Genomic DNA, 12282 nt, shown 5'->3' with positions numbered 1-12282 from the left:
GGATCGAAGATCCACCTGATCACCGAGCGGACCGGTCTGCCCATCTCTGTCGGGATCTCGGCAGCGAACCTGCACGACAGCCAGGCCCTGATCCCCCTGGTGAAAGGCATACCCCCGATCCGGTCCCGCCGCGGACCCCGGCGACGCAAGCCGGGCAAGCTCCACGGCGACAAGGGTTACGACTACTCCCACCTGCGACGCTGGTTACGCGAGCGTGGCATCACCCACCGCATCGCCCGCAAGGGCGTCGAGTCCTCTCAGCGCCTGGGCCGTCACCGCTGGACCATCGAACGCACCATGGCCTGGCTCGCCGGCTGCCGACGACTCCACCGCCGCTACGAACGCAAGGCCAACCACTTCCTCGCCTTCACGAGCATCGCCTGCACCCTCATCTGCTACCGCAGACTCACCAAATGAGATGACTTCTTAGATGCCACCGATGAAGCTGTGGACGGGTGCGAGGCTGACAGGAAGCTCATCGCTCACGTCGAAGGTGAACATGTAGGAGACGTGGGCCCGCCTGTCGTTCTCGGGGTCGAAGAAGTCGAAGATTACGTCTTGGCAGTCCGAGCCCGGGCGGCAGAACGGGCTCTTGGTGACCCTGACAGTGTTCAGGGTGTAGAAGTTGTCGTCCATGCCTGGCAGATGCTTGGCGGACAGAAGGCCCTCCTTGAACCCGCTTCCGACCAGGAACGCGTTGGTTCCCGCGGCGTTCAGTGCCCGGTCGGCGGAACTCTGGCCGAGGTTGCGGAATTGCCAGTAGATCTTGTCGAGCAGGGCGCGGATCGTCGTGCCGAGTCGGCCCTCATCGACCGGGATCTGCCGCTCCTCGCAGTCACGCGTCACCGCGTCCACGACGGCGCCGACCAGCAGAGCCTCGTTCCAGGTGTAGAGACCGCGGCTCTTGACCTCGACGACGGGCACCACCTGTCCGGAGTACAGCCGAACCGTTCGGCCGGTCAGGACTCCGGGGACCGACACCCGAGAGACGTAGCTGAGGTCGTCCTCGTTCTGGATCTGGCCCAAGATGGCGTCGCAGAAGGTCCTGTAGACGGTGGACATCAGTGGGTACGACAGCGTCTCCAGGAGCTCCGTGAGCCGGCCTGACGCGCCCGCTGCCTTCTCCGCAGCCCGCTTGACCTGCTGCGTCGTTGCCATGGGATTGCTGATGACGGGCCGGTGCCAGTCCATGCCCGCCGACGTCTCCGCCTCCAGGGCGTAGATCGGCGTGGCGTCCATGTTGAGGGTCCACGTCAGCTTGTCGGACACCCAGGGGTTCTTCACCAGGTAGTCATGCATCTGGCGCGGGTCGTATACGTTCGGCTGGTATTCCCTTTCCACCCCGTCCGGTGATTCCTCCGCCGACTTGAAGACCATGGGCATCTGCTGGCGGAAGCTGTCCCTTCGAGCCTCGGTCTGGAAGTCGAACCCGATGGTGCCAATCGCGTAGATCAACTGCTTCCGCGAGCCGTTCCCGGTCTCGGTCCCGTTTCCATTACCTCCGCGCTGACATCCTGACGTGGGGTCTCCTCCGCAGCCGCATGCGGCGCGTACACCGGGCTCACCTGCGGTGGCGCTGGCCATGGGTCCTGCCGAGGGCGCGGACGGCGTGGTCACGGGCTGCGAGCTGGTGGGGGGAGCCGGGTCGTGGGCAGCGGTGTAAGCGTGGTGGCTGTTCATGGCGTCGGTTCCCTCGCTCGGTGCAGGACTGGGTGCTTCGGGGGCTGCGGCCGCGGCGTTGACTCCCGGGGCGGGTGAGGCGGCCTCTGCCGGTGAAGGTGGGGACGGATCGTTCGGGGGCTGGGAGGCGGCTTCGGTGGCGATGGCTTCCTCGCCCGCGGCGGGCTGCGCGTCATCGGTGTGCATGGCGGTGGCTCCCTCGGTCTGTTCGGAGTGGGTCGTCCGGAGCGAAGAGGGTCCCCTGAGGCGCTGACCCCCGATCCGGAGAGGACAGGCCCGGCGCGCCGTGCCGGGTTCGGGGCTGGCGACGGCACCGGAGACCGGCCGCGCCAGGCCACCAGTAGCCGCTGTCTCTGATGCTGCTGACGGGGTCAGATGATGACCGGTGTCTTGTCCGGTTCGGCGGTCAGGCTGGACGTCGGCGAGCTGCAAGGTAGCGCTCGGCGTCGAGCGCGGCCGCGCAGCCAGAGCCTGTGGCGGTGACGGCCTGACGGCATGTGTGGTCGACGACGTCTCCCGCGCCGAAGACGCCGGCATTGGCACCCGGCATCACGGGCCGCGCGGCGGGGGCGCGGGGCGGCGCGGTGCTGCTGGTCCGCCGGGGGCCGCCGCGCCCCCGGCTGCGTCGCCGGCCGCGGGGCTGATCCCGGGATCCGGGCCCGCACCCTCGGCCGTTTCGCTGGACCGCACCGCCGTCGCCGTCCAAGCGGCGCAGTACAGCAGCAACCTGGCCATGAAGTTGATCCACAGCACGACAGCGACCGGCACGGCGAAGGCGCCGTACATGCTCTTGCCCGCGACACCCTGCAAATAGCCGGTCAGCAGCAGCTTGAGCAGCTCGAAGCCGACCGCACCGATCAGGCCGGCGACCACGACCGCGCGCCGGCCGGGGTGCACCTGCGGCAGCCGGGTGAGCAGGTAGACCAGCAGCAGGAAGTCGACGACCAGGGCGATGGCCAGGCCGGCGAAAAACAGCAGCGCCCGTCCCGCCCCACCCTCGATCCCGACCTTGTCGGCGGCCCAGGCCGACAGCACTGTTCGCGAACACCGAACTGCCCATGGCGACCAGCCCGACCGCGCCGAGACCGACCAGCACACCGGCATCCTTGAGCCTGAGCAGGAACGGTTTTCCCGGGTCCTGCTCCTTCTCCCACACCGCGCGTAGATACCCGCGCAGGGCGCCGACCCAGTTGATGCCGATCACGAGCAGCAGCGCGCCCGCGATGAGCCCGATGCGTCCGGCGTGTGCGACCAGGCCGTCCAGGTTCAGCAGGTCGGCAAGGCCCGGTGCCTGGGAGGCGGTCTTGTCCTGGAGCTTCCCGAGCTGGTCCTCGCTCAGCAGTGCAGCACCGATCGCCGCGCCTACGGTGATCAGTGGAAAGAGGGCGACGAAACTGGTGAAGGTGATGGCGGCGGCGAGCCGGGCCCGGTGGACCGCAGCCAGCCGCGCGAACGCCCGCCACACGTGCGTAACCCTCAGCCGTGCGATCAGAGGCAGCCTCATCACTGGTTCCATGAAGAGCACCCGCTCTCAGGGTACCCACGGCGGCGAGATGAGGCATCCAGCGGCGGAATCCCCACACGCTGTCCGGCTGGCACCCGAAAGCCGCGCGATCGCGTCCATCCTGCTGCGACTCTGCCACGCGCAAGCGGCGTCCTGTCGCTCGTCCGGGCGGTCGCGCAGCCGCCGGGCCGCCACACCGCGTCGTCGGCTGAGGGCTGCGGGGCCGGTGCCTTCCACGGCCGGTAGGCGGCCGCGGCGGGGTGCGCATGCGGGCGGCGAAGCCCGCCATCAGCGCTGCGTCGACGCAGCCGGTGCCCGGAGTGCTCATCCAGTGCCGGCCGATGCGCCTCCTGGACCGCCCCTGCGTTCCGGCTCGAGGGCGATGCGGGCCGGAGTCGGAGTGGACGCCGCAGAGGCGGGCGGAAGTGTCGGCGAGCTCAGGCATGGTTCCGTCACGTGGGCGTCCCTGCTTCGGCTCGGTGGACAAACTCGTGCGTGTACCCAGCAGTTGGCCACCGACTCTGCCATCACGCCGAGTTGGGACGGCGGACCCGAAGCGCGCGGGACTCCGCCAGCTGCAACATTTGCGGATGTAAGCGTTGCTCGGGCACGCATTTCCAGGCTTCCCCGTGCCTTGGGCCTCTGCGGCCGGAAGATCCCCGCCCTTGAAAGATGTACTTTCCAGGCAATGTTGTCTCGTTCATGACCACGTCCCAGCTGTGCACTCCCTGAAGCCGCCTGGCGCTGCCAGCATGTGGCCTCACCCCCTTTACGCAGGAACGTTCCCGCCGTACGGCTTCGCCGCCTGCGGCTTACAGGACGGGAGGACAGAACGTGCAAGGTCTCACACGCCGCGATCTCATGCGACGGTCCACACTTGCGCTGGGCGGCGCCGTGCTCGTCGGCCCGACCGCCGTCGCCACAGCGAACACCACCTACTCCGACACCTTCCGCGCGAGCAGGCCCGGCGATGGCCGTCCCCTCGCAGTGCGCGCGGCAGATGAGCCGGAGGCTTTCGACGAGATGTATCTCGGTCGGCACATAGAGGGCTGGCCGGCCGACGACAACCACGTGCACGGCTCTCACAACGTCACGCACCATCCCGGTGACGGCAGCAAAGCACCACTCGGGTTCGTCGTACGCGTGGACGACGACGATCTGCACGTGATGCAGAACGCCGACGGCACCTGGATCAGCGTCATCAACCACTACGAAAAGCACCCCACCCCGCGTGACGCCGCCCGTGCCGCGGTCGAGGAACTGCACGGCGCGGCACTTGTAGTGGTGACCGTCTGACATCGCGCTCGAGACCCCACAGCAACAGCAAAGGATCGTCGCCATGGCAGACCGCAAGAACCAGTCAGACCTGTCCGCCACCGAAAAGCGAAACTTCGTCGACGCCGTCCTCGAACTCAAGCGTCAGGGTCGCTACGACGAGTTCATCACCACCCACAACGCCTTCATCCTCAACGACACCGACGACGGCGAGCGGACGGGCCACCGATCACCGTCGTTCCTCCCCTGGCACCGTCGGTTCCTTCTCCAGTTCGAGCAGGCCCTGCAGAGCATCAACCCCTCCGTCACCCTCCCGTACTGGGACTGGACGGTCGACCGCTCCCCCAGCAGCTCCCTGTGGGCGGACAACTTCCTCGGCGGCAACGGCCGCAGCGGGGACGGCCGCGTCACGTCCGGCCCCTTCGCCTTCGGAAGTGGCAACTGGCCCCTGAACATACGCGTCGACGGAAGGACCTTCCTGCGGCGGGCACTGGGCGTCGGCACACGCGACCTGCCCACCCGGACGGAAGTGGACACCGTACTGGCCATGCCCATGTATGACGCCGCGCCGTGGAACAGCCGGTCCAGCGGCTTCCGCAACCACGTCGAAGGATGGCGGGGACCGAACCTCCACAATCGGGTGCACGTCTGGGTCGGCGGCCAAATGACCAGCGGAGCCTCGCCGAACGACCCGGTCTTCTGGCTGCACCACTGCTTCATCGACAAACTCTGGGCCGACTGGCAGAGCCTGCACCCCTCCTCCGGATACGAACCCGTGAGAGCACCACTCAACGTCATCGGCCTCCGCGACACGATGAAGCCGTGGAACGACGTGACGCCGGAAGACATGCTCGACCACACCGAGTTCTACACCTACCGCTGACCGTATGTCGGGTCTCATTGCCGCGCCCTGCGCGACGACGGCGCGAGCAGCACGGCAGGAGGGGACGGTCCGCGCACTCTCCCTGGGTGCGCGGACCGGCTCGGCTCTTCCCGGGGGATCGGGTGGTCCCCACCTCCCGGACACAGATCACTGGTGTGACTCTGCAGAAGCATGTGGACGTCCACCCGTCCGCCCCTGCTGATCCGGGACCCGCGGCTCTGAGGCGGGATCGCGATCAGCGGGCGTCTCACCGAGCGGGTGGGAGAACGCGGCGCCATAGGCGCGAGCGAGCGTCAGCCGCATAGGCAACGTCGGCTGCCGGTGCCCCGTCTCCGGACGGGGACAAGTGCGGGGTCGGGCAACCTGGCAGTGGCGGGCGATGGCTTGGCGGTGTCTTCTCCAGGCTGTCCAGTTCAGTGCGTGGGCGACGGGGTCGCGGTCGGCGCGTGGGTGGGGCAAGAGAGCATCCAGGAGTCGCCGGATCTCTGCCACGGTGAGTGGGACGAGGGCCGATCCGTTTCTGCATCCCCCTTTGCGGCGTCGCTGGCCTGGGCTGCCAGTGCGGCCAGAAAGGCGTGTGCAAGCATCGCCAGGGTGATGTGCCGATACCAGCCGATGTAGCGGCGGACCTCGTACTGGTCGAGGCCGCACTCGTTCTTCGCGGCCTGGAAGCACTCCTCGATCGCCCAGCGGGAGCCGGCGATGCGGACCAGCTCGGCTATCTCGAGACCGACAGGTGCGCAGGCGAGGTAGTAGGCGATCTGGCCGGGGGCGGACAGACTGCGGCGGGCCATCACCCAGCGGTGATGAGTCGGCGGATCGGGGTCGAAGATCAGGTTGGCGGGCAGTTTCGCCGCTGCCCAGTCGAAGACTCGCGGCAACATAAGGCTGTCGTGGGTCGCTTCGGCCGCTGATGGCCGACGCGGCCCGACCCGCCCGTCGCCATCAGGGCGGCACGCGGACATAGTTGCCCGGCGTGGGCGGAGCCTTGTGGTGAGCCAGAGTTCCCGGGGGATCGCTTCCGTCTCCGCTGATGCCGGGGCGGACTGCGAACCGGGGTGATGGAGAGATGCCGGTACGACGACCCTCACGGTCTGTGTCTGACGGCCCTGAACCCGGAAAGCGGCGACGATGTTCTTCAATGGCCCCGCGCACGTGCAAACCGACGCCACGCTCTTCCCGGTCGGCACCGGCGTCCCCGTCGAGCAGGATCTGCCAGTCCTGCCGCAGGACTTGGCGCGCGCGTTGTTCATCACGGGCAGGGCTCCGTACGACCAGGCCAAGCACGGGAGGTCGTCGGCGTACGAGTGGTGCCACAGGGTGGCGGTCCTGCCAGCCCATCTCAGCTGGAGCGATGATCCGGTCCGTCGCATCACACGTACCGACCTCGCCCGCGAGCTCGACCCCTCCGAGAAGGGCATGCTGTCACCGAGGGCGTCGAGAGTGGTGTCGATTTCAGAGGATCCCCGACCGACGTCACCGCTCACCCGCGAGGTCGAGATCCCCCTTGCTCGTCTCGGCCACACCCTCAGCACTCCGGGGACGCCGCCAGGGGGGCGCGGTCGGCTGGGACACCGCCCGCCACCACGCCTCCACCGGCAACTCCCCCGTCGGCTCGAACGGCTCCCCCGGCCGCGGAAATGCCACCGCCTGGCCGGTCTCCTGGGCCGCGTCCTTGGTCCACTCCCCCGGCTCGGCCCAGGGGTGCGGGGCGAGGTTGAAGGTGCCCCAGTGGATCGGCAGCATGATTCCGGCCGGGGCGCCGCCCTGCAGATCGAGGTGGGCGCGGATTCCCTCGGCCGGGGTCATGTGGATGTCGGGCCAGTACTCCGAATAGGCGCCGATCTGGATCATCGTCGCGTCGAACGGGCCATGTGCGGCGCCGATCTCCTGGAAGCCGGGGAAGTAGCCGGTGTCGCCGCTGTGGTAGACGCGGTGCTCGGGCCCGGTGACGACCCAGGAGGCCCACAGGGTGTGCTGCTGGTTGCGCAGGCCGCGGCCGCAGAAGTGGCGGGCGGGCGTCGCGGTGAGCCGTACGTCCTTGACCTCGGTCGACTCGTTCCAGTCCAGCTCGCGCAGCCGCGTCGGGGACACGCCCCAGCGCTCCAGGTGGGCGCCGACGCCCAGCGGCACGGCGAAGACGGTGTCCGTGGTGGCCAGGGCGCGGATGGTGGGCAGGTCGAGGTGGTCGTAGTGGTCGTGGGAGATGACCACGGCGTCGACGGGGCCGAGGGCGGCGAGCGGCAGGGGCACGGGGTGCAGCCGCTTGGGTCCGGCGAAGGCGAACGGCGAGCAGCGCTCGCCCCAGACCGGGTCGAAGAGGACCCGGTGGCCGTCGATCTCGGCGAGGACGCTGGAGTGTCCCAGCCAGGTGAGCCGCAGGCCCGAGGCCGGGGGCCGGGCCAGGTCCGAGGCGGTGGTGGGGTGGAGCGGGATGGGCCGGGCGGGGGCCCGGTGCAGCCGGGCCTCCTTGCGGAAGTAGATCTTGGCGAAGTCGAGAGTGGAGCCGGAGGGTCTGTGCCGGGCGGCCACCGGGTTCTGGAAGACCCCGTCGGCGAAGTTCGGCGAGCGGCGGATCCGCTCCATCCGCTCTCCGGTGGGGTCCGCGCCGAAGGCGGCGGGCCGCAGGGAGCGAAGCCGGGCACGCAGCGGTTGAACGGAGCCAGCGCCGGTCACAGCACCTCCTGATGTTCGGGCTCGTTCCATTATGGGTGGGCGCCCGGGCGCGGCGAGGAGGTGCGGTCCTCGGCACCCGTGCCCCAGCGGCACCGGAGGGCCCTGGCCTGGAGACGTTCTCCCAGGTCGGAGGGGCCGGCACCGGTCCTTGGGAAAAATCTTCGCCGCTGATGTCACACCCGGCCCTGGTCCGTCCGTCGCATCGGTGAAGGCCGCCCGGCAGGGTGGCGCCCGCGACACCGAGGAGGCCCGTGATGGCCCGCATCCCGCTCACCCCGCCCCGCACCCTCTTCCTCCGGGCCGTGGAGTGGTACTCGAAGCGGACCTACGGCAAGGTCGCCGACCCCGTCCGCGCACTCGGCCACCATCCGGGTGTGCTCCGGACGGATCTGCGCTTCGAGATGTCCCTGGCCCGCTGGAACAAGCTGGACGAGGACCTCAAGGCGCTGGCGGTGATGGCGACGGCCGCCTCGATCGGCTGCGGCTGGTGCATGGACTTCGGCCACTGGGAGAACACCCGGCGCGGTATGGACGCCAGGAAGATCCAGGACATCCCGCTCTGGCGGGACAGCGACGCGTACACGCCGCTGGAGCGTGACGTGATGGAGTACGCCGAGGCCATGACCGCCAATCCACCGAGGGTCGGTGACGAGCTCGCCGGGCGGCTGCGCCGGGCGCTGGGCGAGCAGGCGTTCGTGGAGCTGACGGCGATGGTGGCGGTGGAGAACCTCCGCTCGCGGATCAATTCCGCGCTCGGGCTCACCAGCCAGGGGTTCAAGGAGCAGTGCGACATCCCCGCGCGGACCGCGGCCCCGGCGGCGGCGCGTCCGGTGGGCTGACCGCTCCGTCCCCGGCCCCCGGGGTCATTCAGGGGACCGCGCCCCCGCCCGTACGGTCATGGCGGGGGCGCGGGTGCGCCCTGAGGGGTCAAAGCGGCAGAAGGTCGGGACGCTTGGGCTCGACATGGTCGCCGGAGGACTCGCCGCGCAGCCGTCGGCCGATCCAGGGCACGAGGTACTCCCGCGCCCAGTGGATGTCGTCGCGGCGCACCTCCAGCGTGCCGCGCGGCGGCTGCGGCGGCCAGGGCTGGTCGGGGTCGGCGGGCACGTCGATGCCGAGGACCTGACCGGCCCGCAGCGCCACCCGGGTGTGCCCCTCGGCCGAGAGGTGGAGCCGGTCGTCGTCCCAAGCCCGCCTGTCCTGGATGGACTTGAGCGACCACAGGTCCAGGACCGGGCAGCCGTAGCGGTCGGCGACGGCCCGCACATGGCCGTTGTACGTGGCGATCTTGCCGCGCAGATGGCGCAGCAGGGTCACGCCCCGGGTGTCGAAGCCGGTGGTGATCATGACCGTGCCGACGGCCGAGGTGAGGTCGGCGACGGCGCGTTCGAAGCGCTCGGCCACCTCGTCGGGGTCGGTGCCGGGGCGGATGATGTCGTTGCCGCCGGCGCAGAAGGTCACGAATTCCGGGGCGAGTTCCTTCGCCCGGGGCACCTGCTCCTCGACGATCTGGTCCAGGAGGCGGCCGCGCACCGCGAGGTTGGCGTAGCGGAAGGTGTCGTGTTCGTCCTCCGGCAGCCGGTCGGCGAGCAGGACCGCCAGCCGGTCGGCCCATCCGACGAAGGTGCCGTCGGGGCCTGGGTCGCCGACGCCTTCGGTGAAGCTGTCACCGATCGCCGCGTACGAACGGAAGATGTTTGCTGCGGATACGTCTGCGTCTTGTGCTCTCGAACCGTCTGCCACGGGATCACATCTTTCCCTTATCTCTGTGACCTACGCGACCGTAAGGAGGGGTTGACGTGGCGTGACATATACCACCGGTCAAGATTCGCCCAAGCCGGAATAGTGCCGGGAACGGGCGGAGGCCCGGCACTCAAGTGCCGGGCCTCGCGCGGCGCGTGGCGCCGGACGGGGTGTCAGAGGGACACGCCGTGCGAGCGCAGGTACGCGACCGGGTCGATGTCGGAACCGTAGCTCGGACCGGTGCGGATCTCGAAGTGCAGGTGCGGACCGGAGGAGTTGCCGGTGGAACCGGACAGGCCGATCTGCTGGCCGCCGCTCACGCTCTGGCCGGAGGAGACCGAGAGGGAGGAGAGGTGGGCGTACTGCGAGTAGGTGCCGTCGGCGTGCTGGATGACGACCTCGTTGCCGTACGCGCCGCCCCAGCCGGCCGAGACGACCGTGCCGGCGCCGACGGCCTTGACGGTGGTGCCGGAGGAGGCGGCGAAGTCGACGCCGGTGTGGTAGCCGGAGGACCACATGGCACCGGAGGCGCGGTACGGGGTGGTGACGGAGGCGCCGTCGAGCGGGGCCGTCCAGCCGGAGGAGGTGGAGGTGGCGGGGGCGGCCGGGGCGGCGGCGCGCTCGGTGGAGCGGGAGCTGCGGGCCGTCTCGTCGGCGGACTTCTCGGCCTTCGGAGCGGCCTTGGGGGCGCTCTTCGGCGCGGCCTTGGGGGTGGCCTTCTTCGGGGCGGCCTCGGCCTTCGCGGTGGACTTCGCACCCAGGGTGAGCTTCATGCCCGGATGGATCAGGGAGGGGTTGTCGCCGACGACCTCGCGGTTGTCCGCGTACAGCTTCTGCCAGCCGCCGCGCACGTCGTGCTCCTCGGCGATCTTCGACAGGTAGTCGCCGGGCACGACCGAGTAGATCTTCGGCGTGGCCTTGGCGGCCTTGGCGGCCGGCTGCTGCGCGGCCTGGGCGACGGCCGCGCTCGGCGCCACGGCGGGGGCGGCCTTGTCGGCGGCGTGGGCTCCGGCCGCGCCGATCAGCGGCAGGGCGAGGGCGGCGCCACCCGTTCCGGCGGCGACGAATCCGCGCGTGATCGGGTTGGTCTTGGGACGGCGATGCTTACCCTTCGCGGGCATGGCGAATTCCTCTCCGGCGCCTGCGAGGTGAGCTGTCGGGTTCGGGCTGGAGATGCCCGGTCGCACTGGCGCGACTTCACCCCGAGCCGTTTCCGGAATTCCGGTGACGGCGTTCTACCTGGGTCCCCCGCTCCTGCCACACGTGGATGGGTGCGGATTCCGGACGGTGGCAGGATTCGGCGGTCCATCCGGATTGGTCGTGACCGTAGACGAGCCGGTCGGCGGGGACAAGCCATCGTTTTCAACGGGCATTCCCGGCCGCGATATCCGACCTGAATTCCGGTCACCCTGCGTCCACGCCGGAGCGTCAATTACCGCGCCGACCAAGGAATTCGAAAAAGGATCTTAGCCACGGACCGTCACGTTTATGACGCTGCTCACGTGGCGGAACCCATCTCCCTTGCTACCGGGGCACGTTATCCCTAACGACTCAATACGGACAGAAGGCCCATTAGCACCAGTTCCGCCGGAAGGGGTGCGCCTGGCAGGCCCTGGCCGAGATGATTGCCCCAGGAACCGATGTCGTATCGTCGAGGCCGCGCGACGCCGGCGATCAGCGCCGGCGGCAGAACACCTTCAGGAGCTCTCGTGACGCAGCAGCTGCCGCAGGTCCCGTCGACCGAACCCGAGCTGGCCGGAGTCCGGAACTTCCGGGACGTGGGTGGCCTGCCGACCGTCGACGGCCGGACCGTGCGCTACGGGCGGCTCTTCCGCAGCGGGCACCTCGCCCACGCCACCGCCGACGACGCCGCCTTCCTCGCCGGTCTCGGGCTGCACACGGTCTTCGACTTCCGTAACGAGGCCGACCGGATGGTGGAGGGCCCCGACGTCGAGCTGCCGGGTGTACGGAATGTGAACATTCCGCTCAACGACCCCGCTGACGGAAAGGAGTTCTGGAAGATGGTCAGCAGCGGCGACCTCGACCAGCTCCACTCCCTCCTCGGCGACGGCAAGGCCGCGGCCCGGATGACCGACACGTACCGCCAGATCATCACCGAGCGCACCGCCGAGCACAGCGGCATCCTGCACGCCCTCGCCGAGGACAGCGTCCCGGCGCTGATGCACTGCGCGGCCGGCAAGGACCGGGCGGGGCTCTCGATCGCCGTGACCCTGCTCGCCGTCGGCGTCGAGCGCGACGCGATCGAGGCGGACTACCTCAAGTCCAACGACCCGCACCGCCGCTACAAGGTGCGCCGCAGCAGCGACGCGCCCGACGCCATGTCCCCTGAGGTCATGGGGCTGCTGAGCCCGCTCTTCGACGCACGCGCCGAATATCTGGACGCGGCATACGAGACAATCGTCGCGAACTGGGGCAATACCGAGCGGTATCTCTCCGAGGGGCTGCGGCTCGCCCCCGAGACCCGCGAGCGGCTGCGCGAGCGCCTCCTCGACTGACCGTT

The 12282-nt window shown here is 69.4% G+C and carries 9 protein-coding genes, 2 pseudogenes and 1 riboswitch; of the genes and pseudogenes, 5 read left to right on the top strand and 6 right to left on the bottom strand.

Annotated elements, in window-relative coordinates; all coding sequences use genetic code 11:
* The coding region (locus ACZ7LT_RS14390; protein WP_471236321.1) for an IS5 family transposase at positions 1-417 on the top strand (417 nt) is incomplete at its 5' end.
* 9 nt (positions 418-426) lie between these two features.
* Here ACZ7LT_RS14390 and ACZ7LT_RS14385 read toward each other — a convergent pair.
* On the bottom strand, positions 427-1584 hold the full coding sequence (locus ACZ7LT_RS14385) for a cyanobactin maturation protease PatG family protein (RefSeq protein WP_471236320.1): 1158 nt from the start codon (positions 1582-1584) through the stop codon (positions 427-429).
* 645 nt (positions 1585-2229) lie between these two features.
* Positions 2230-3196: pseudogene (locus ACZ7LT_RS14380) on the bottom strand (YihY/virulence factor BrkB family protein).
* Positions 3197-4018: 822 nt separating this feature from the next.
* Here ACZ7LT_RS14380 and melC1 point away from each other — a divergent pair.
* Entirely contained in the window at positions 4019-4480 is a 462-nt protein-coding gene (melC1, locus tag ACZ7LT_RS14375) for an apotyrosinase chaperone MelC1 (RefSeq protein ID WP_471236319.1), read from the top strand.
* Positions 4481-4523: 43 nt separating this feature from the next.
* Positions 4524-5342 (top strand): tyrosinase MelC2, encoded by an 819-nt coding sequence (gene melC2, locus ACZ7LT_RS14370; protein WP_471236318.1) that lies wholly within the window; start codon positions 4524-4526, stop codon positions 5340-5342.
* A 413-nt stretch (positions 5343-5755) separates the two neighbouring features.
* Here the strand turns inward: melC2 and ACZ7LT_RS14365 are convergent.
* Both ACZ7LT_RS14365 and ACZ7LT_RS14360 read right to left on the bottom strand, forming a co-directional pair.
* Positions 5756-6220 (bottom strand): annotated as a pseudogene (locus ACZ7LT_RS14365) (IS701 family transposase); the annotation flags it as partial.
* A 598-nt stretch (positions 6221-6818) separates the two neighbouring features.
* Positions 6819-8048 carry an MBL fold metallo-hydrolase gene (locus ACZ7LT_RS14360; protein ID WP_471236317.1) on the bottom strand — a complete coding sequence of 410 codons (1230 nt, stop codon included), beginning with the start codon at positions 8046-8048 and terminating at the stop codon, positions 6819-6821.
* A 224-nt stretch (positions 8049-8272) separates the two neighbouring features.
* On the opposite strand from ACZ7LT_RS14360, the gene ACZ7LT_RS14355 reads away from it, so the two are divergent.
* Entirely contained in the window at positions 8273-8857 is a 585-nt protein-coding gene (locus tag ACZ7LT_RS14355) for a carboxymuconolactone decarboxylase family protein (protein ID WP_471236316.1), read from the top strand.
* A gap of 88 nt (positions 8858-8945) precedes the next feature.
* Here the strand turns inward: ACZ7LT_RS14355 and ACZ7LT_RS14350 are convergent, their stop codons facing one another.
* Both ACZ7LT_RS14350 and ACZ7LT_RS14345 read right to left on the bottom strand, forming a co-directional pair.
* Positions 8946-9761 (bottom strand): SGNH/GDSL hydrolase family protein, encoded by an 816-nt coding sequence (locus ACZ7LT_RS14350; RefSeq protein ID WP_471236315.1) that lies wholly within the window; start codon positions 9759-9761, stop codon positions 8946-8948.
* A 173-nt stretch (positions 9762-9934) separates the two neighbouring features.
* Complete coding sequence (locus ACZ7LT_RS14345; protein ID WP_471236314.1) at positions 9935-10882, bottom strand: M23 family metallopeptidase; 948 nt, start codon at positions 10880-10882, stop codon at positions 9935-9937.
* A gap of 4 nt (positions 10883-10886) precedes the next feature.
* A riboswitch (cyclic di-AMP (ydaO/yuaA leader) is annotated at positions 10887-11074 on the bottom strand.
* 396 nt (positions 11075-11470) lie between these two features.
* On the opposite strand from ACZ7LT_RS14345, the gene ACZ7LT_RS14340 reads away from it, so the two are divergent.
* A complete protein-coding gene (locus ACZ7LT_RS14340) occupies positions 11471-12277 on the top strand; it encodes a tyrosine-protein phosphatase (RefSeq protein WP_471236312.1) in 807 nt (268 codons plus the stop codon).
* Positions 12278-12282 lie beyond the last annotated feature (5 nt).

It is taken from the genome of Streptomyces sp. NPDC039465 (assembly GCF_055639315.1).
Note: the sequence above shows the minus strand (reverse complement) of the source record. Positions and strands in the feature narration are given on the sequence as shown.

What these genes read in the sequence shown, in the direction of transcription:
- ACZ7LT_RS14355 (WP_471236316.1), top strand. Translation starts at nt 8,273, where the DNA reads ATGGCCCGCATCCCGCTCACCCCGCCCCGCACCCTCTTCCTCCGGGCC.
- ACZ7LT_RS14360 (WP_471236317.1), bottom strand. Translation starts at nt 8,048, where the DNA reads ATGGAACGAGCCCGAACATCAGGAGGTGCTGTGACCGGCGCTGGCTCC.
- ACZ7LT_RS14385 (WP_471236320.1), bottom strand. Translation starts at nt 1,584, where the DNA reads ATGGCCAGCGCCACCGCAGGTGAGCCCGGTGTACGCGCCGCATGCGGC.
- melC2 (WP_471236318.1), top strand. Translation starts at nt 4,524, where the DNA reads ATGGCAGACCGCAAGAACCAGTCAGACCTGTCCGCCACCGAAAAGCGA.
- ACZ7LT_RS14345 (WP_471236314.1), bottom strand. Translation starts at nt 10,882, where the DNA reads ATGCCCGCGAAGGGTAAGCATCGCCGTCCCAAGACCAACCCGATCACG.